The organism is Rhodovulum sp. PH10 (assembly GCF_000293785.1).
In the GTDB taxonomy this organism is placed as follows: domain Bacteria; phylum Pseudomonadota; class Alphaproteobacteria; order Rhizobiales; family Xanthobacteraceae; genus Rhodoplanes.
Map to the genome: position 1 here is coordinate 1 of NZ_AKZI01000106.1, position 19,070 is coordinate 19,070.

General features: G+C 70.1%; 20 protein-coding genes. 5 read left to right on the forward strand and 15 right to left on the reverse strand.

The window, feature by feature from the left end; genetic code table 11:
- Positions 1-61: 61 nt before the first annotated feature.
- From A33M_RS16745 to def, 13 genes are all read right to left on the reverse strand, one after another.
- Positions 62-517 (reverse strand): DUF805 domain-containing protein, encoded by a 456-nt coding sequence (locus A33M_RS16745; RefSeq protein WP_008389510.1) that lies wholly within the window; start codon positions 515-517, stop codon positions 62-64.
- Between the two features lie 74 nt (positions 518-591).
- Complete coding sequence (gene dapD / locus A33M_RS16750) at positions 592-1,437, reverse strand: 2,3,4,5-tetrahydropyridine-2,6-dicarboxylate N-succinyltransferase (protein WP_008389511.1); 846 nt, start codon at positions 1,435-1,437, stop codon at positions 592-594.
- Positions 1,438-1,572: 135 nt separating this feature from the next.
- Positions 1,573-2,322 (reverse strand): pyrimidine 5'-nucleotidase, encoded by a 750-nt coding sequence (locus tag A33M_RS16755; RefSeq protein ID WP_008389512.1) that lies wholly within the window; start codon positions 2,320-2,322, stop codon positions 1,573-1,575.
- Between the two features lie 67 nt (positions 2,323-2,389).
- Entirely contained in the window at positions 2,390-3,373 is a 984-nt protein-coding gene (locus tag A33M_RS16760) for a DUF1036 domain-containing protein (protein WP_040621226.1), read from the reverse strand.
- 139 nt (positions 3,374-3,512) lie between these two features.
- Complete coding sequence (locus A33M_RS16765; protein WP_237718404.1) at positions 3,513-5,111, reverse strand: B12-binding domain-containing radical SAM protein; 1,599 nt, start codon at positions 5,109-5,111, stop codon at positions 3,513-3,515.
- A 232-nt stretch (positions 5,112-5,343) separates the two neighbouring features.
- Entirely contained in the window at positions 5,344-6,228 is an 885-nt protein-coding gene (gene argB, locus A33M_RS16770; protein ID WP_008389516.1) for an acetylglutamate kinase, read from the reverse strand.
- A gap of 203 nt (positions 6,229-6,431) precedes the next feature.
- Complete coding sequence (locus A33M_RS16775) at positions 6,432-7,547, reverse strand: sugar kinase (RefSeq protein WP_040621219.1); 1,116 nt, start codon at positions 7,545-7,547, stop codon at positions 6,432-6,434.
- Positions 7,548-7,677: 130 nt separating this feature from the next.
- Positions 7,678-8,049, reverse strand: coding sequence for a DUF423 domain-containing protein (locus A33M_RS16780; protein WP_008389521.1), 372 nt, complete (start codon positions 8,047-8,049; stop codon positions 7,678-7,680).
- 105 nt (positions 8,050-8,154) lie between these two features.
- Positions 8,155-8,937 carry a tRNA pseudouridine(38-40) synthase TruA gene (gene truA / locus A33M_RS16785; RefSeq protein WP_008389522.1) on the reverse strand — a complete coding sequence of 261 codons (783 nt, stop codon included), beginning with the start codon at positions 8,935-8,937 and terminating at the stop codon, positions 8,155-8,157.
- A gap of 7 nt (positions 8,938-8,944) precedes the next feature.
- A complete protein-coding gene (gene fmt, locus A33M_RS16790; RefSeq protein ID WP_008389525.1) occupies positions 8,945-9,877 on the reverse strand; it encodes a methionyl-tRNA formyltransferase in 933 nt (310 codons plus the stop codon).
- A 69-nt stretch (positions 9,878-9,946) separates the two neighbouring features.
- Complete coding sequence (locus A33M_RS16795) at positions 9,947-10,342, reverse strand: type II toxin-antitoxin system VapC family toxin (protein WP_008389529.1); 396 nt, start codon at positions 10,340-10,342, stop codon at positions 9,947-9,949.
- Between the two features lie 10 nt (positions 10,343-10,352).
- Entirely contained in the window at positions 10,353-10,613 is a 261-nt protein-coding gene (locus A33M_RS16800) for a FitA-like ribbon-helix-helix domain-containing protein (protein ID WP_008389531.1), read from the reverse strand.
- Positions 10,614-10,706: 93 nt separating this feature from the next.
- Positions 10,707-11,231 carry a peptide deformylase gene (gene def / locus A33M_RS16805; protein ID WP_008389533.1) on the reverse strand — a complete coding sequence of 175 codons (525 nt, stop codon included), beginning with the start codon at positions 11,229-11,231 and terminating at the stop codon, positions 10,707-10,709.
- A 211-nt stretch (positions 11,232-11,442) separates the two neighbouring features.
- Between def and A33M_RS16810 the strand changes: the two genes are divergently transcribed.
- From A33M_RS16810 to A33M_RS23120, 5 genes are all read left to right on the forward strand, one after another.
- Entirely contained in the window at positions 11,443-12,852 is a 1,410-nt protein-coding gene (locus A33M_RS16810; protein ID WP_008389534.1) for an AmpG family muropeptide MFS transporter, read from the forward strand.
- 353 nt (positions 12,853-13,205) lie between these two features.
- The gene (gene acs / locus A33M_RS16815; protein ID WP_008389536.1) at positions 13,206-15,161 is read left to right on the forward strand and encodes an acetate--CoA ligase; all 1,956 of its coding nucleotides are present in this window, start codon (positions 13,206-13,208) and stop codon (positions 15,159-15,161) included.
- 481 nt (positions 15,162-15,642) lie between these two features.
- A complete protein-coding gene (locus tag A33M_RS24685) occupies positions 15,643-16,068 on the forward strand; it encodes a Uma2 family endonuclease (RefSeq protein ID WP_272943333.1) in 426 nt (141 codons plus the stop codon).
- A gap of 331 nt (positions 16,069-16,399) precedes the next feature.
- Entirely contained in the window at positions 16,400-16,924 is a 525-nt protein-coding gene (locus A33M_RS16825; protein WP_040621231.1) for a L,D-transpeptidase, read from the forward strand.
- Between the two features lie 383 nt (positions 16,925-17,307).
- Entirely contained in the window at positions 17,308-17,400 is a 93-nt protein-coding gene (locus A33M_RS23120; RefSeq protein ID WP_202801930.1) for a L,D-transpeptidase, read from the forward strand.
- 309 nt (positions 17,401-17,709) lie between these two features.
- On the opposite strand, the gene A33M_RS16830 is transcribed toward A33M_RS23120, so the two are convergent.
- Both A33M_RS16830 and A33M_RS25400 read right to left on the reverse strand, forming a co-directional pair.
- On the reverse strand, positions 17,710-18,171 hold the full coding sequence (locus A33M_RS16830) for a thermonuclease family protein (protein WP_202801931.1): 462 nt from the start codon (positions 18,169-18,171) through the stop codon (positions 17,710-17,712).
- A gap of 638 nt (positions 18,172-18,809) precedes the next feature.
- Positions 18,810-19,070: DUF1674 domain-containing protein (locus A33M_RS25400; RefSeq protein WP_040621223.1), on the reverse strand; the 261-nt coding region annotated here is incomplete at its 5' end.

Below are 19,070 nucleotides of genomic sequence, written 5' to 3' on the forward strand. Positions count from 1 at the left end.
CTCCTGCCGGATCGGCGAAAGCGGCTCCGGCGCAGCCCCGTCGGAGTTTCCAAACGGTCTCTCACTCCCAGCCGCCGCTGCGGCGGGTCGACACGCCGGCGAGCGGATCGGGGCCGTAGCGGTTGGGGCCGGGCGTGCCGCGGCGGAAGCCGAGATCGATCAGCAGCGCGATCGCGAACACCAGCCACGGCACCGACAGGAGCATGAACAGCGGGCTCGGCGCCTCCGGCGTGCCGGCGGCGCCGATCACGAACACGAAGTCGATCAGCACGCTGATGCCGAAGAAGATGCCGGGCAGGAGGGTCGGCAAGGCGCGGTCGTGCGCGCGCTTGGCGAGCACGGCGAACTCGGGATAGCTGAAGGCGAGGCTGACGATCGCGCTCAGGCGCTCGCCCTCGAGCGCGGCGGCGATCACGTGGCAGGCGAACTCGGCCGTGCTGACCGCGACGAAGGCGGCCCAGAACGGGCGACGGCCGATCCGACCGTCGAACTCGAACAGCAGGTACCGCCAGTCCACGACACACCTCCGCCGCCGGAGCCGGGACCGTCCGCGCCACCGGAGAGACGCGCGGCGGAGCGCCGCGCGCCGGCTCAGTCGCGCAGCAGGTCGTTGATGCTGGTCTTGGCGCGGGTCCGCTCGTCCACCCGCTTGACGATCACCGCGCAATAGAGGCCGGGGCCGGGCGTGCCGTCCGGCAGCGGCTTGCCCGGCATGGTGCCGGAGACGACCACCGAATAGGCCGGCACCTCGCCGGTGAACACCTCGCCGGTGGCGCGGTCGACGATCTTGGTCGAGGCGCCGAGATAGACGCCCATCGACAGCACCGAGCCCTCGCGCACGATCACGCCCTCGGCGACCTCGGCACGCGCCCCGATGAAGCAGTTGTCCTCGATGATGACCGGCCCGGCCTGCAAAGGTTCCAGCACGCCGCCGATGCCGGCGCCGCCCGAGATGTGGCAGTTCTTGCCGATCTGCGCGCACGAGCCGACCGTCGCCCAGGTGTCGACCATGGTGCCGGTGTCGACATGCGCGCCGAGATTGACGAAGGACGGCATCAGCACCACGCCCGGCGCGATGAAGGCGGAGCGGCGCACGATCGCCCCCGGCACGGCGCGGAAGCCCGCCTCGCGGAACTGCTCCTCGCTCCAGCCGTCGAATTTGGAGGGCACCTTGTCCCACCACATGGCGTGGCCGGGACCGCCCGGAATGACGCTCATGTCGTGCAGGCGGAACGACAAGAGCACCGCCTTCTTGAGCCACTGATTGACCTTCCAGGAGCCGTCGGCCTGCTTCTCGGCGACTCGCTCCTCGCCGGCGTCGAGCAGGCGCAGCGCCCGCTCCACCGCGTCGCGCACCGGCCCTTTGGTGCCGGGTCCCACCTCGTTGCGGGATTCGAACGCCTCGTCGATGACGGCGGCGAGCTCGGCGTGCGACATGGAACGAGGTCCTCCGGGAAAGCCCCGATCCGGGGCGCCCGGTTTGTCGGAGCCCGCGGCAGCGATGTCAAGGGCAGGCGGGGCGGTGCGGTTGTGCGCCTCAGCCAACCAGCGGCGCGGCACGCCCCGCGCGGGTCAGGAGCAGGCGGGGGCGGTGCGGCCGCGGGCCGCGAGATCGGCGGCGAGCCGCTCGAGGAATCCGGTGATGTCGTCGGTCACGTGATCGACGTGCGGGGCGTCGTGGCCCTCGAGCTCCCAGTATTCGCGAAACACCTCGCGGGTTCTTTCGGGCACCACCAGCACCGTGACCATGCCGAGCGCGTGCGGCACCGCGAGATTGCGGGCGAGATCCTCGAACAGCACGGCCTTTTTCGGATCGACGCCGTGGCGGGCGAGGAAGCGGTCGTACACCTCGGGAAACGGCTTCGGCTCGAGCGCGCCGGCGACGATGTCGAACACGTCCTCGAAGCAGTGGTCGATCTCGAGGCGCGACAGCACCGCGTCGGCGTGCGCCCGGGTGCCGTTCGTGAGCACCAGCTTGCGACCGGGCAGCGCCTCGAGCACGCGGCCGAGCGCGGCATTGGGCCGGATCGGCGAATGGTCGATCTGGTGGACATAAGTGAGGAAGTCGTCCGGCTCGAGCCCGTGCTCGGCCATCAGGCCGCGCATGCTGGTGCCGTAGCGGCGATAATAGTCCTTCTGGACGCGGAACGCCTCCTCCGCGGTCACCGCCAGGAATTTCGCGATGTAGTCGCGGATGCGGCCGTCGACCTGCTGCCACAGATCGAGGTGAGGCGGATAGAGCGTGTTGTCGAGATCGAACACCCACGTCTCGACGTGGTCGAACGTCTTTTCCGCTGCGCCGGGATTTGCTGCCGAGGACATGGGCCGTTCATAGCATGGAAAGACCGGCCTCCGACCCGCGAGTTCGCGGGGCCGTGGCGCCGGAAAATCAATCCTGGAAGCGAATGGTGGCGTGGGTGCGGCCGGCGAGGTCGACGGCGGCGAAGCCGGTCGCATCGAGCCCGGCGGCGGCGCAGTCCGACTGGTCGGCGAGCTCGAAGGTGGTTTCGCGCGTGCAGAGGGTGGTGGCGCCGCCCCAGCGCAGCGTGTCGGTGCCGCGCCGCACCGGCCGGCCGTCCGGCTCGACCGCCTCGCCGAAGCTGTAGAGCCGCTTCGGGGTGCCCGACACGTCCGGCCGCACGCACTTTCCGGGCGAGACGCGGAACCAGCCGCGGGTGCGGATGCCGCCCTTCTCGTCGACGCCATAGGCCGCCATCACGGTGAAGCCGGTGTCGTTGCACCAGGAGAAGCCGGTGGCGGCCGGGCTCGTCGCGGCGGCGACCAGCCTGTCGAAAAAGTCCGGCGCGCCGGCGGCGTCGGACGGCAGGTCGTGGTCCTTCAAAAACTTGCCGACCGCCGCGTCGGTCTTGGGGCCCGGCATGCCGTCGATCGGCGAGGCGTCGTAGCCGGCGATCACCAGAAGCCGCTGGATGCCGGCGCGGCGGGCCTGCTCGTCGGAATATTCCGCCTCTTCGGCGAGTGTCGCGACCTTGCCGGCCTCGGTCTGCGACGGGGCGATCTCGGTGAAGCGGGCGAGCCGGTTCGGCGGCCGGCAGCCGCGCGCCGCGGCGAGGATGAAGTCGTCGTCGCCGATGCACAGGTCGGCCTGCCCGCTCAGGGGCACCGGCGAGCTGCCATAGAGCGGCAGCGCGCGGGCGTGGACCAGGAGTTTTTCGGCGGAGACCACGCCCTGCATCACCGTGCGGCAGCCGCCGGGATCGAGCCGGAACCAGCCGCGGGTGGCGGTCGCGCCCTTCTCCTCGATGCCGAGTGCGGCGCGCAGAACGAAGCTCGTGCGGTTGCAGAGGCTGAGATCGGCGTGCGCGGGAATGGTGGTCGCGAGCAGCGCGGCGAGCGCCGCCCATGCCGTCACCGCCGCCGGTCCGATCCCGCGGGTTCTCTCGCTCCGCCGCATCGCCGCCCCCTTCCGATTCGCGCCCGCCGACAGGGATGAAACGATCCCGCCGTCGCGGCAAGCGGCGGCGCCGAAACAGGCTCGCGGGGGGGGGCGATCAGTGCGCGCCGGCGACGCGGCGGCGCGGCTCGAGGGCCGGATGGCGGCGGTCGAAGTCGGCGATCAGCTGGCGGGCGAACGGGCCGACATGCAGATACATGCCCATCAGCATGACGACGTAGCGCAGCGCCAGCGGGTTCCTCTCGGCGCAGCGGGTGAAGGTGCGCCAAAACACCTCGCGGGCCTCGGGGCGGGCGGAGATGATCTTGTGGATCATCTCGAAGGAGGCGTATTTCGCGCGGCGATCGTCGGGCGGCAGCTCGCGCCGCTGGCCGCTGCGGTCGAGCAGATCGACCAGCCGGTCGAGGCGCTTGGCGAACGCCGCCGGATCGTAGACCCGGCGCAGCACCGTCACGTAGTCCTGGACGATCTCGTCGCGCGGCCGCAGCGTGTCGAAATTGAGCCCCTGCGTGGTGATGTCGATCTTGCCTTCCTGCATCACGTCGTGGCCGGGATGCAGGCGCTCCTCGCGCGCGAGCCGCCGGGTGAGCTGCGTGTTGGGGAGCGCCGCCAACAGCCCGATCATCGCCAGCGGGATCGCCGCGTCCTCGACCAGCGCGACCATCGCGTCGGCAATCGACGCCTTCTCGCTGTCGAAGCCGACGATGAAGCCCGCGGTGACGAACATGCCGTGCGCATAGATCGCATGGACGCTGGAGGCGATGTCGCGCCGCGTGTTCTGCTTCTTCTTGGTCGCCTTCAGCGTCTCGGGATCGGGGCTCTCGATGCCGACGAACACGGCGAAGAAGTTGGCGCGCTGCATCAGCGCGAGCAGCTCCTTGTCGTCGCCGAGATTGATCGACGCCTCGGTGGAGAACTCGAACGGAAAACCGTGCTGCTCCTGCCAGGCGATCAGATGCGGCAAGAACGTCTTGATCACCTTCTTGTTGCCGATGAAATTGTCGTCGACGAAATCGACGTGGCCGCGATAACCGAGCGCGTAGAGGCGATCGAGCTCGGCGAGCACCTGCGGCGCCGTCTTGGTGCGCGGCGTGCGGCCGTACAACTCGATGATGTCGCAGAACTCGCAGGTGAACGGGCAGCCGCGCGAGAACTGCACGCCGACGAACAGATAATGCTCGAGCCGAAGGAGATCGTATCGTGGTGCCGGCGTGCGGGTGACGTCGGCCTTGAATTTTTCCGCCTCGAACACGCCGGCGCGCTCGCCGCGCTTCCACGCCGCGACGAAGTCGGCGATCACCTCCTCGGCCTCGCCGAGCACCTGGAAATCGGCGCGGGCATAGATGTGCGGGCTCGAGGTCGGGTCGGGGCCGCCGACCACAACCGGGCGGCCGTTCGCCTGCACCAGATCGACGATGCGCAGCGTGTCGGGCTGCTGGAACATCATGCCGCCGGTCATCACCAGATCGGCGTCGCGAATCGCCTCGGCGAGCGCGTCGTCGGACACGTCCTCGACGTTGCGGTCGATCAGGCGGATGTCCCATCCGGCTGGCAGCATCGCCGCGACGGTGATCATGCCGAGCGGAATCGCAGGATAGCGGGCCTCGACCAGCTTGCACGTCTCCGCGTAGTTCCAGAAGGACTGCGCGGTGAAGCGCGGATAGATCATCAGGATGCGGGTCGAGCGTGCAGTCACGTCGGGGCACTCCACGGCTGGCTGTCGGCGCTTCATGGCGTCGACAGCTTGCACGGATCGTACCGCACACTCAAGGGCAGGGGCCGTCGTCGCGTTCCACGCGAGACGGCGGCACGGTGCGCGATACGCCGATCGGCCGATGGAACCCGGTTGCAAAACGCGCGTCGGACGTTGCAGCCGGGACGCGCGAAGCGTGCGTCGGGCGCTGCAGCCGGGACGCGAGAACCGCGCGTCAACGGTGGATCAGTGTTCCCGCGCCGAGGTCGGTCAAGAGCTCCAGCAGCACCGCGTGCTCGACCTTGCCGTCGAGAATCACGACGCCTTCGACGCCCGCCTCGAGCGCGTAGATGCAGGTCTCGACCTTGGGAATCATGCCGCCCGAGATGGTTCCGTCGGCGATCAGCCGGCGGGCGTCGTCGATCGAGAGATCCTTGATCAGCGACTTCGACTTGTCGAGCACGCCCGGCACGTCGGTGAGGAGCAGCAGGCGCTTGGCCTTCAGCGCGCCGGCCACCGCGCCGGCGAAGGTGTCGGCATTGACGTTGTAGGTGCCGCCCGCGGTGGCGGTGGCGATCGGCGCCAGCACAGGGATCAGGTCCCGGCCGAGGATCTGGTCGAGCACGGAGGTGTCGACCTTCTCCGGCTCGCCGACGAAGCCGAGATCGACGATCTGCTCGATCGCCGAGCCCGGATCGACCACGGTGCGGCCGATCTTCTTGGCCGTCACCATGTTGCCGTCCTTGCCGCACAGGCCGACCGCCTTGCCGCCCGCCTCGTTGATGAAGCCGACGATCTGCTTGTTGATCGAGCCGGCGAGCACCATCTCGACGATCTCGATGGTGGCGGCGTCGGTGACGCGCAGGCCGGCCGCGAACTCCGACTTGATGCCGAGCCGCTTCAGCATGCCGCCGATCTGCGGGCCGCCGCCGTGCACGACGACGGGATTGATCGCGGTCTGCTCGAGCAGCACGATGTCGCGCGCGAAATTCTTCGCCGACGCTTCCTCGCCCATCGCGTGGCCGCCGTACTTCACCACGACGATCTCCTCGTCGTAGCGCTGCATGTGCGGCAGCGCCTCGATCAGCACGCGGGCGATGTCGTGCGGAGAGACGGGCATGGCGGGGTTCCTCGACAGGCGGGCAAAGACTGCGCCGCTTTTAGCGGGGCGGGCGGCGCGGGGAAAGGGGCGAGTGCGCGGCGTTGCCGTTCGGATGGCGAAAGTCTGGTGCGCCCGTCCCCCGCCCGCCCCCGCGCTCGGGCGACGGCCGGCGGAATGGGAGCAGCCAGGGCCGTCGGTTCGCGGGGACGGGCGGAAGCCCGTTATCGGACCGCCTCGCAGGCGAGCGGGTCGGGCCGGCCGGCGATCAGCGCCTCGACCTCCTTCCGGCTCACCATCGAGACGTCGCCCGGCGTCGACATCGCCAGCGCCCCGTGGGCGACGCCGTATTCCACCGCGGCCTGCGGCCCTTGGCCGGCGAGAAAGCCGTAGGCGAGGCCGGAGGCGAAGCCGTCGCCGCCGCCCATCCGGTCGAAGATTTCGAGGTTCTCGTGCATCGGCGCGCGATGCACGCGGCCGTCGGCCCACACCAGCGCGCCCCAGTCGTTGAAGCCGGCGGTCTTGGCGTCGCGCTGGGTGGTGGCGATCACCGACACGTTCGGCCAGCGGCAGGCGGCGGCGGTCAGGACGGTGACGGCGTTGGCGTCGTCGAACTGGGTGGCGCCCGGATGCGGCAGCGTGGCATCGATGCCGAGCCGCTGCACGAAATCCTCCTGGTTGCCGATCAGCACGTCGACATGAGGGGCGATCATCCGGTTGACGGCGCGCGCGCCGTCGGCGCCGCCGCGGCCCTTCCACAGCGAGGCGCGGAAATTGAGGTCGTAGGAGACCACCGTGCCGTGCCGGTGGGCGATCTTCACCGCCTCCAGCACCGCCTCGGCGGTGGTGTCGGCGAGCCCGGCAAAGATGCCGCCGGTGTGGAACCAGCGCACCCCCTGTTCGCCGAACAGCGTGTCCCAGTCGACCTCGCCCGGACGCAGCTGCGAGGCGGCCGAATGGCCGCGATCGATGCAGCCGAGGGCGGCGCGGCCGCCAAATCCCTTCTCGGTGAAGTTGAGGCCGAGCCGGGTCGAGACGCCGATCCCGTCGTGCGGCCGCCACAGCACGTGCGAGGTGTCGACCCCGCCGGCCAGCATCAAATCCTCGGCCAGAAGGCCGACATCGTTGTCGGGCAGCGCCGTCACCACCGCGGCGCGCAGCCCCCACACCTTTCGGATCGCGCGGGCGACGTTGTACTCGCCGCCGCCCTCCCACACGGTGAAGCGGCGGGCGTCGCGCACCCGGTCGAAGCCGGGATCGAGCCGCAGCATCACCTCGCCGAGGGCGACGCAGTCGTAACGGGTGCTTTCAGCGGAACGGAGCGTGAGACGCGCGGCCATGGAACCTGCCGAGATACGGCCGGCGATCGCAGGGTGGTCGGGCACGTCCGCCCGGCCTCCTCGGTGCCGGCCCTCAAGTAACTATACGGTTACTTGGCCGGCTTCCAGGCCTCGTCCCTGTCCGAAACGCTCAGCCGCCCCGCACCAGACGCACCGCGGCGGCGACCGCGAGCGCGATCCAGGCGAGAATCATCAGGCTGCCGCCGGTCGGCGCGGCCATCGGGAAGATGCGGTGCCCGGCAAAGGCGCGCAGCGCGATGTCGCCGGAAAACAGCAGTGCGCCGACCACCAGCCCGGCCAGCGCGACGAGCGCGAGCGGGCGCCAGACGAGACCCGAGGCGATCGCGGCGGCGCCGGCGGTCACCGCGGCGGCGTGGAACAGCAAAATATAGGCGGCGCTGTCGAGGCCGGCGCCCGGCATCGCGTGAGCGGCGGCCGCGGCCAACGCGACGCCGGCGGCGCCCATCAGGCCGGCGACCAGGACGAGAAGCGGAAGGGTCATGCGCGGCAAAGCTCCTGTCGGCGGGTGAAGGTGGTCGGCTCGCGGTCGGCTCCCGGTCGGCTCGCGGTCGCGCGGGTCCCGGTCCCGGCGGCGAATCGTAGCTCCTCAGTAATCCACCCGCACGAGATAGAGCCCGTCGGGCGGGGCGACCGGTCCGCACGCCTTTCGGTCGCACGCCTCGAGCGCGCGGCCGACGAAATGCTCGGGCCAGCGGCCCTGGCCGACCTGCACCAGCGTGCCGACCATCGAGCGGACCTGATGGTGCAGGAACGAGCGCGCCTCGGCGATCACCTGGATCTCCTGGCCGAACCGATGCACGTCGAGCCTGTCCAAGGTTTTCACGGGCGACTTCGCCTGGCACTCGGCGGCGCGAAACGTCGTGAAGTCGTGCCGACCGACCAGCGCCTGTGCGGCGCGGTGCATCGCCTCGGCGTCGAGCGGCCGGCCGACCCGCCAGGCGCGGTTGCGCTCCAGCACCAGCGGCGGCCGGCGGTCGACGATGCGGTAGAGGTAATGGCGGCGCACCGCCGAGAAGCGGGCGTCGAACGTGTCCGGCACGATCTCCGCCGCCAGCACCGCCACCGGGTGCGGCCGCAGATGGGCGTTGGTCGCGTCGCGCACCGTGTCGGGAGAGATTTCGCGCGGCAGGTCGACATGGGCGACCTGGCCGAGCGCATGGACGCCGGTGTCGGTCCGCCCGGCGCCACGCACCGCGACGCCCTCGCCGGACGCCGGCTCGCCGGGCGCCGGCTCGCCGGGTGCAGGCCCGCCGCAGAAGGCGGCGATCGCCGCCTCCAGCACGCCCTGCACCGAGACGCCGTTGTTCTGCACCTGCCAGCCGACGAACGGCGTGCCGTCGTACTCGATCAGCAGCTTGTAGCGGGGCATCCGGCGGTCACCGCACCACGGTGCCTGCCGGAACCGAAGTGCCGCGCAAAAATTCGTCGGCGGTGGTGGGCTGGCGGCCGGCACGCTGGACCTGCAGGAGGCGCACCGCGCCGTCGCCGCAGGCGATGGTGAGCTTGTGGTCGAGCACCGTGCCGGGCGGCCCGGACCCCTCGCCGCGGGTCGAGCGCAGCACTTTTACCCGCACCGGGCCCTTGGCCTCCGGCAGCTCGAACCAGGCGCCGGGGAACGGCGACAGGCCGCGGGCGTGGTCGTGCACCGTCTTCCACGGCAGCGTCCAGTCGATCCGGGTCTCGGCCTTCTCGATCTTCGCCGCATAGGTGACGCCGGTCTCGGGCTGCGGGGTGAGGGTGAGGCCGTTGCGCTCCAGCGCCGAGAGGGCGTCGGCCATCAAATCCGCGCCGATTTTCGCCAGCGTGTCGTGCATGTCGCCGGCGGTGGCGTCGGGACCGATCGGCGCCTTGGCGGCCATCGCCACCGGGCCGGTGTCCAGCCCCTCGTCCATCTTCATCACCATCACCCCGGTGTCGAGGTCGCCGGCCATCACCGCGCGATTGATCGGCGCGGCGCCGCGCCAGCGCGGCAGAGCCGAGGCGTGCAGGTTGTAGCAGCCGAGCGGCGGCGCGGTGAGAATCGGCTTCGGCAGGATCAGCCCATAGGCGACCACCACCGCGAGATCGGCGCCGTGCGCGCGAAACACCGACTGCGCCTCCTCGCTGCGCAAGGTCTTGGGGGTGAGGATCGGCAGGCCGAAGCGGCGCGCCTCGCGCTCGATCGGGCTTTCCTGCAGTGCCATGCCCCGTCCGGCCGGCTTCGGGGCGCGCGTGTAGACGGCGGCGACGTCGTGGCCGCGGCCGACGATGTCGAGGAAGGTCGGCACGGCGAAATCGGGCGTGCCCATGAAGACGATGCGAAGCGACATGTTCTCGAATCTCGGCTCGCCGCGGCGGCGACCGTCACGGCGTGGCCGGACCGTAGTCGAACGGATCGATCACGTCCAAGCCGAGATCGGAAAAACCCGCCGCGTCGCGGGTGGCGACCGCCATTTCGTTGGCCAGCGGATGGCGGCGATCATGGCGTCCATGGTGCCCGTCGCGCGGCCGAGCCGGTCGCGGTGGGCGACGATTCGGCCGTAGGCGTGCGCCGCCACGCGGTCGAACGGAAGAATCCGCCCGGCGAAAGCCGCCTCCACCGAGCGGACGGTCGCCTCGAGGCGGGTGCGACGCGCGCCGGCCGGCAGCCGCTCGACGCCGTATCGCAGCTCGGCGAGCACCGGCGTGCAGATGAAGAGATCGGTGGAGCGCCGGGCGTCGAGCCACGCTCGCACGTTCGTGTCGGGAGCCGAACGCATCCCCTCCGAGACGATGTTGGTGTCGAGCAGAATCACTCGAGCACAATCACTCGAAGTCGGAGAACGGCGGCGGCCGGTCGAGATCGTTGCGCTCGAACCAGAGATCGTCGCCGCGGTATTCCGGCTCGAGCAGCGAGAACAGGAAGGTTCCCATCTTGTCCGGCACGGTCGCCGGGTCCGGAGGCGTCGCGCTCTCGCCGATCAGCGCCTTCGCCTCGTCCGACAGCGAGCGGCCGTGCGCTTTTGCGCGCGCCTCGAGCTGCGCCTTCAGCGCCGGATCGATGTCGCGAATCACGAGATCGGCCATGTGGGCCTCGTCGGTTTTACCCCACTGGGGTCGACGATATACGCAGCCGGCGCCGCCCACAACCACACGGTGCGTCGCTGACGTCTCGCGAAATCACTCCGCGGCGGTCGCCTTGCGGGCGGCGAGCTTGGTGAACTTCTTGGTGATGAAGTGCCGCTTCAGCCGGGAAATGTGGTCGATGAACAGAACGCCGTTCAAATGGTCGATCTCGTGCTGGATGCAGGTCGCGAACAGGCCGTCCGCGTCCTCCTCCCGGGTCCGCCCCTCGAGGTCGAGGTAGCGCACCTTGACCTTCTCCGGCCGCTCGACGTCCTCGTGGATGTCGGGGATCGACAGGCAGCCCTCCTCGTAGACGTTCAAGTCCTCGGAGGCCCAGACGATCTGCGGATTGATGAAGGCCTTGGGGTTCTTCTCGTCGTCCTTGCGCGACACGTCGAGCGTCACCACCCGCTTCGCCACGCCGACCTGGATGGCGGCGAGCCCGATGCCGGGCGCCTTGTACATGGTCTCGAACATGTCGGCGACGAGCGTCTTGATCTCGTCGTCGATCAGGGTCACCGGCTCGGACACCAGCCGGAGCCGCTTGTCGGGAAGAACGATGATGTCGCGCAGTGCCATGCCCGGGATGTAAGATCTCGCGGGCACACCGTCAAATCCGGATTGACCCGATCGCGGGGACCGGCGGGCGCCGGTGCGATTTCGCCCGCTCGGGACGCCCGGCGTCGCCGCGGGCAGGGGCGGCGGGCAGGGCGGCGGCAAAGTTGGGCGGCGAGGCGAAAAGGCCACGCGGCGCTTGCGCGATTCGCCGGCTTCGCCGAAGAGCATTGGCATGAGCACCCCCTCCGACCGGCCCGAAGGCGCCTCCGCGGCGACGGCGTCCCCCCCTCCGGCCGCCGCCCCGGCGCCGAAAAAGCCCGGCATCGCCGATGCGCTGGCGGTCTATCTGCGGCCGCGGGTGCTGATCGTCCTGTTTCTCGGCTTCTCCTCGGGGCTGCCGCTGGCGCTGTCCGGCTCGACGCTGCTCGTGTGGATGCGCGAGAGCGGGGTCGATCTCGGCACCATCGGGCTGTTCGCCTTGGTCGGCACGCCCTACACGCTGAAATTCGCCTGGGCGCCGATCGTCGACGCGCTCGACGTGCCGCTGCTCTCCCGCCTGCTCGGCCGCAGGCGGGGCTGGCTGGTGCTCTCGCAGCTTCTGCTGATCGCCGCGATCGTCTTTCTCGGCACCTGCGATCCCGCGCGCGCGCCCTGGCTGGTGGCGCTCGGTGCGCTTCTGGTCGCTGCCGCCTCGGCCACCCAGGACATCGTGATCGACGCCTTCCGCGTCGAAAGCCTGCCGGAGAACGAGCAGGCGGCCGGCATGGCCTCCTATGTCGCCGCCTACCGGATCGGCATGCTGGCCTCGACGGCGGGTGCGCTCTTCCTGGTCAGCGGCTTCGAGGCGGCCGGTTTCGCCCGCGAGGCGGCGTGGTCGTGGGGCTATTTCACCATGGGCGCGCTGGTGGTCATCGGCATCGCCACCACGCTGCTCGCCACCGAGCCGTCGGTGTCCGCCCGCGCCGAGCACGCGCCGGAGCACGCTGCGGGAAACCCGCTGCGGCGGGTGGCGGTCGCGGCCGTTGGCGCCTTCTCGGAGTTTCTCACCCGCGACAACGCCGTGCTGGTGCTGGCCTTCGTCGTGCTGTTCAAGCTGTGCGACGCCTTTGCCGGCGTGCTCACGGCGCCGTTCGTGATCGACATCGGCTTCACCCGCGACGAGTACGCGGCGATCGTCAAGGGCGTCGGGCTCGCCGCCACCCTGATCGGCGGCTTTGCCGGCGGCGCGCTCGCCCGCGCCTATCCGCTGGCGACCGCGCTGTGGGTCGGCGCGGTGCTGCAGACGCTGTCGAACCTGGTGTTCACCTGGCAGGCGATGGTCGGCGTGAACCTCTGGGCGCTGACGCTGACCATCGTGGTGGAGAGCTTCACCGGGGCGATCGGCACGGTGGTGTTCGTCGCCTACCTGTCGGCCTTGTGCAACAGCCCGCTCCACACCGCGACCCAGTACGCGCTCCTGACCGCGCTCGCCGCGATCGGCCGCACCTATCTCTCCTCCAGCGCCGGCTTCGTCGCCGCCGCGACCGGCTGGCCGGCCTTCTTTCTCCTGAGCACCGTCACCGCGCTGCCGAGCTTCGTGCTGCTCGCCTGGCTCCAGCGCAAGGGACACTTTTCTGCGCTGGCCGCCGAGAAGGGGCGGTAGGCGCAGGTCGGCCGATTCGCGACGTGAGAACGGCCGCGCGCGGCCTTCGCATCTGCAAAAATCCGGATGCACTGTTGCCAAGCGCCGGGTTTCGGGCAACGCTTGCGCGTCTCGCGCGCGCCCTCGTCGCCGGTGACGGGCCGCACGGCCCTCCCGCGACGAGCCGGCGCCCGGCTGCCGACGGGGCGAGGGCCGGTCCGCCGGCGTCTAAGCCCGGCCTGCTCGAGACCAAAGTGTGAGGACGCCCCGCCTTGTGGCGGCAACCTCACCGTGCCTAATGAAGGTCGAGGAAACGGACGGCGCGGCCGGGGCAAAGCCCCATCGGGTAACACGCCGCGCGGAGGGAGAGCGACATGACGGTCAAGGTGTACGACGTTCCGGGCGAGTGGTCGACGCGGGCGTGGGTCGACGACGCGAAGTATCGCGAGATGTACGATCGCTCGGTGACCGATCCGAACGGTTTCTGGGCCGAGCACGCCAAGCGGATCGATTGGTTCAAGCCGTTCACCAAGGTCAAGAACACCTCGTTCGATCCGCACAACGTCTCGATCAAGTGGTTCGAGGACGGCACCACCAACGTCGCCCACAACTGCCTCGACCGCCATCTCGCCACCCGCGGCGACCAGGTGGCGATCATCTGGGAAGGCGACGACCCGAAGGACGACCGCAAGATCACCTACAAGGAGCTGCACGCCGAGGTGTGCCGCTTCGCCAACGTCCTGAAGGAGCGGGGCGTCGAGAAGGGTGACCGCGTCACCATCTATCTGCCGATGATCCCCGAGGCCGCGGTGGCGATGCTCGCCTGCGCGCGGATCGGCGCCATCCACTCCGTGGTGTTCGGCGGCTTCTCGCCCGACAGCCTCGCCGGCCGCATCGAGGATGCAAAATCCTCCGTCATCGTCACCGCCGACGAGGGCGTGCGCGGCGGCCGCAAGATCCCGCTCAAGGCCAATGCCGATGCGGCCGCCAGCCGCGCGGGCGGCGTGACCGGCATCGTCGTGGTGCGCCGCACCGGGGCTGCGGTCGCCATGCAGGCCGGCCGCGACGTCTATTACGACGAGATCGCCAAGACCGTCTCGGCCGAGTGTCCGTGCGAGGAGATGGGGGCGGAGGATCCGCTGTTCATCCTCTACACCTCGGGCTCGACCGGCCGGCCGAAGGGCGTGCTGCACACCACCGGCGGCTATCTCGTCTACACCGCGATGACCCACCAATACGTCTTCGACTATCACGAGGGCGACATCTACTGGTGCACGGCCGATGTCGGCTGGGTCACCGGCCACAGCTACATCGTCTATGGCCCGCTCGCCAACGGCGCCACCACGCTGATGTTCGAGGGCGTGCCGAACTATCCGTCGAACTCCCGCTTCTGGGAGGTGATCGACAAGCACCAGGTGAACACCTTCTACACCGCCCCGACCGCGATCCGCGCGCTGATGCAGGCGGGCGACGACCCGGTGAAGAAGACCTCGCGCAAAAGCCTGCGGCTGATGGGCTCGGTCGGCGAGCCGATCAATCCGGAAGCGTGGGAGTGGTACCACCGCGTGGTCGGCGAGGACCGCTGCCCGATCGTCGACACCTGGTGGCAGACCGAGACCGGCGGCATCCTCATCACGCCGCTGCCCGGCGCCACCAAGCTGAAGCCCGGCTCGGCGACCCGGCCGTTCTTCGGCGTGGTGCCGCAGATCGTCGACCCGGCCGGCGAGCCGCTGGAAGGCGCCTGCGAGGGGAGCCTCTGCATCGCCGACTCGTGGCCGGGCCAGATGCGCACCGTCTATGGCGACCACGAGCGGTTCGTGCAGACCTATTTCTCGACCTATATCGGCCGCTACTTCACCGGCGACGGCTGCCGCCGCGACGAGGACGGCTTCTACTGGATCACCGGGCGGGTCGACGACGTGATCAACGTCGCCGGCCACCGCCTGGGCACGGCGGAAGTGGAGTCCTCGCTGGTGGCGCATCCAAAAGTGTCGGAGGCGGCGGTGGTCGGCTATCCGCACGACATCAAGGGCCAGGGCATCTATGCCTATGTCACCCTGATGAGCGGACAGCAGCCCTCCGAGGAGCTGCGGGCCGAGCTGGTCGCCTGGGTGCGCAAGGACATCGGCCCGATCGCCTCGCCGGACGTGATCCAGTTCGCGCCCGGCCTGCCGAAGACGCGCTCCGGCAAGATCATGCGCCGCATCCTGCGCAAGATCGCCGAGAACGAGTTCGGCAATCTCGGCGACACCTCGACGCTCGCCGACCCGACCGTGGTCGACGATCTGGTCAGCAGCCGCCAGGCGAGCGGCCGCCGCGGCGCGGCCTGACGCCAACGGCGACAGGGCCCGGCCTCGTCCAGAGGAGCACTCCGCAGGAGTGCGTCTCGACGGACGAGGTCACGGGACGAGACCAAGACTCGGAGCAAGGCTACGACCTGGGCCTCGTCCCGCGAGACACCGGCGGAGCCTGCCCTCGGGCCGCGAAGCGCGGACCCCGAGGCGGCTCTTCGGTAAGAGGTCATCGTCTCCCGCCGTCGGGATGACATCGCGATCGCGGCTGCGACCGGCCTTCGCGATGGTTCGGGGGAGGCCTTTGCCTCCCCCGATGTCTTTCCGGGCCGGTGCGAGGTCGGGTGCGCTCGCCGCGGTTTTGCGACCGGCGGTACGGCCCTGTACTGGCGCCATGCCGGCACTGCCGAAGCCTTCGATGACGGTCGACGAGTTTTTTTCGCCTGGGCCGAGCGGCAGCCGGGTCGTTTCGAGCTGTTCCGCGGCGAGGTTTTTTCGACCTCTCCCGAGACGGTCGGGCATGCCATGGTCGAGGGCGCGATCTGTCGCGTGCTGTTCGAGGCGATCGAGCGGGCGGGTCTGCCGTGCCGGGTGCTGCCGGACGGCCCGACGCTGCGCATCGACGAGACCTCCGCCTACGCCCGACGTGCTGGTCACCCGGGGAGCGACGCTCGATCCGAGTCGGCTCGAGGTCGCCGATCCCCTCGTCGTCGAGGTGCTCTCGAGCTCGACCCGCCGGCTCGATCTCCCAGCAAAGCTCGCCGGCTATGTGCGGCTGCCGAGCCTCGCCCATTATCTGATCGTCGATCCCGCCCGGCCGCTGGTCGTCCGTCACGCGCGCGGTCCGGGCGACACCCTGACCACCCGGGTGATCACCGATGGCCGTGTGGCGCTCGACCCGCCCGGGATCGCGGTCGCTCTGGACGATTTTTATCGGACCCGTTGACGGTGCGTTACGGGTGCCATCGGTGACATGGGCACTCGGCGAGTCGGGCACTCGGGGACGGGGCGGCGGTGACGGGGCGGCGGTGACAGGGCGGCGGTGACAGGCGGCGGTGACGTGGGCGCGGTGGTGACGCGGGCAGTCGAAACGGTCATTGCGCCACACCTGTGTCTTCTCCGCTTCACTCGCCGTTTACTTCGCTCGCGAAGACGTCGCCGCGGTTGCCCCGGCCGGCACGAAAACTCAAATGGTGGTGCTGCTGAATGGGGGCGGCGTCCGGAGCGGGCCAGAACGGCCTTTCCTCGCGGACGTCGTGAGCATCACAGGGGGGACCATGACGAAGATTTGGTCGAACGCGGCTGCGCTCGCGGTCGCGACGGGTCTCGTGGCGCTGGTCGCGGCGCCGCAGGCGGGTGTCGCACGCGAGGTCGTCCGCTTCACGGACGCGAGCTTTGCGCCCGGAACCATCGTGGTGAAGACCAAGGAGCGAAAGCTCTATCTCGTGCTCGGCGACGGCACCGCACTGCGCTATCCGGTCGGCGTCGGCAAGCGCGGCAAGCAGTGGAGCGGCAACTCCCAGATCACCGGCAAGTACGTGAAGCCGGACTGGGCGCCGCCCGCCGAGGTGAAGCGCGACAATCCGAGCATCCCCGACCTGATCAGGGGCGGCACTCCGGAAAACCCGATGGGCGTCGCGGCGCTGACGCTGTCGGGCGGCGAGTACGCGATCCACGGCACCAACCGCCCGAGCTCGATCGGCGGGTTCGTGTCCTACGGCTGCATCCGCATGTACAACCAGGACATTTCCGACCTTTACGACCGCGTGAAGGTGGGCACCGAGGTGATCGTCACCCGCTGACTGCGGACGTCACCGCAGGACATTTCCACATTTCTCCCGGAGCCCGCGCTGCGCGTTCGGTGCGGGTTTTCTTTCCGTTTGCTGCCGCGGCCGGTGGTTTCCGGCATGTGCGGACGCGGCGTCCGGCGAACGCCGTCGTCATGCACGGCCGCCGTGATCTCGCGTGCGCGGAGGGGGCGTTTCGATTCCCGTTTTGCTGATGAACGTCGACACGCTGCCGTGATCCCTCGCGTGCGGACGAGGCGCCCGTGCGAACGCCACCATCATGCGTGGCTGCCGTGATCCCTCGGGGGTACGGACTTGGCGTTTCTCGGCGTGAAAGACGGCCGCGGCCGGCCAGTGGGCGATCCCCGGCATCACCCGCCCGAGCGGTCGGCCCGCTCGTGTCCAACGGCTGCATCCGCATGTACAACCAGGACATTTCCGACCTCTACGACCGCGTGAAGGTGGGCACCGAGGTGATCGTCACCCGCTGACCGCGGGCGTCGCCTCCGGCTTTTTCCCACATCTCTCCGGAGCCCGCGCCGCGCGTTCGGTGCGGGCTTCTTCATGCACGACATGCACGGCGGACGCGCGCTTCCCGAGACCTGTGGCCCGACATGGAAGGCGAGGGCGACCCGAGGCGGGCGGCTGCGCTGCCATCTCCCTCCGTGACGGCGGCAGCGACCTGACGGCGCCGAGGTTCGATCGCCCCTCCCCCGCACGCGGCGCAGGGACAGGGAGACGTGCCTCCCGCACGACCTACCGTCCCGGCGTGCGCGCAGGATGGACGCCGCCCGCGTCGCTCACCCCCGCCCGCACCAGCCGGCGCGATGGCCGCCGCCATAGGGGCGGGCGACCCCGGCGGCGATCAACGCCTCCGACACGTTCTTGGTGCGCCCCGTCGCGACATCGGCCAGCACCCGGCCGTATTTTTCCTCCCCGGTGTGCGAGATGGTGACCGCACCATCCCCCAGCAGCCTTTTCAGAAAATCGCGCGCCGCCTCGGCCTCGATCCGCTCCTCCTCGCACCGTGCGTGCAGCTCCGGCGCGTCGACCCCGCGCAACCGCACTCGCGCCGTGATCGCGCGGTTCGGGGCGATTCTCAGCCGGGCATCGAACGTGTCTCCATCGACCACCCGCACGACTTCGGCCGGGATTTTGGCCGGTGCGCCGCGCAGGTCGGCATGCGGCGGGGCGTGCGGCGCCGGCCCCTCCCACCACGTTCTCGCCGCGGCGAGCCCGAACGCCGCGAGCGCCACGAGCACGCTGACGACCACCGAATTCGTACTGCGCCGACGCCCTCGTCGGCGGGCTGGGAAGATCTGGACCACATCTCCACGCTACCGATTCGTAGGGCGGTCGGCAAGCAAATGTTCGTTATTTGTTCTTGAGCCAGCGTCGTCGATACGGTAGGGTTGTGCCGTTGGTTGTCGGCAACGAGGCGGACGAGAGCGAGCATTTGGCGCGCGGACGTCCGGGCTTCCGGGCTTCCGGGCTTCCGGGCTTCCGGGCTTCCGGCGGTACGGGACGAGCAGGACCGGTCGTTCGTGCCGACCGGGAGTGTGTCGATCGGCTCCAGCCCGCGCGCCGACAGGGGGCGAGGCGAGGAGGCAAGTCCAGAAGGCAGGTCGGGACGCAGGTGGGAGAGCAGCAAGAGGAGAGCAGGGAACGAGCGGCTTCGGTGGTGCCTCGGCGAAGGCGGCCCCGATGCCGGTGACCGAAGGCCGCCGACCGAGGCGTCAAGCGGGCGGGGTCGTATGATGTCGGGGGGCCGGACAGCGGACTGAGCGTGGGCTCGGAGCTCGGTGCGCCGTGGAGGCGACAGCGCCCGGGACCGTGACACCGCCAGGAAAGGGACACCGTCCGGAAGCCGATGCCGTCCGGGAGTGATCGGTCGGCGGCGCTAAAAATCGCTGGCGATGCCCTTGATCTCCCAGTCGCCGTAGCGGGCGGGCTCGAGGCCGCCGCGGCCGTTGTACTCCTTCGGGCGCTCGGCGGTGTTCCGGTCGATCTCGGCGCGGCGGGCCGCCGCCTCGGCGAGGGCGCGCTGGGCGGCGGGGCTCAGCAGCTTGGGGGCCGTCGCGGCGGTTTCGGCGGCGGGGCCGCCGGCCGCCTGCGGGGCGGTCGCGGCGGGGGGCGCCGTCCGGCCGGGCGAGGGGGGCGC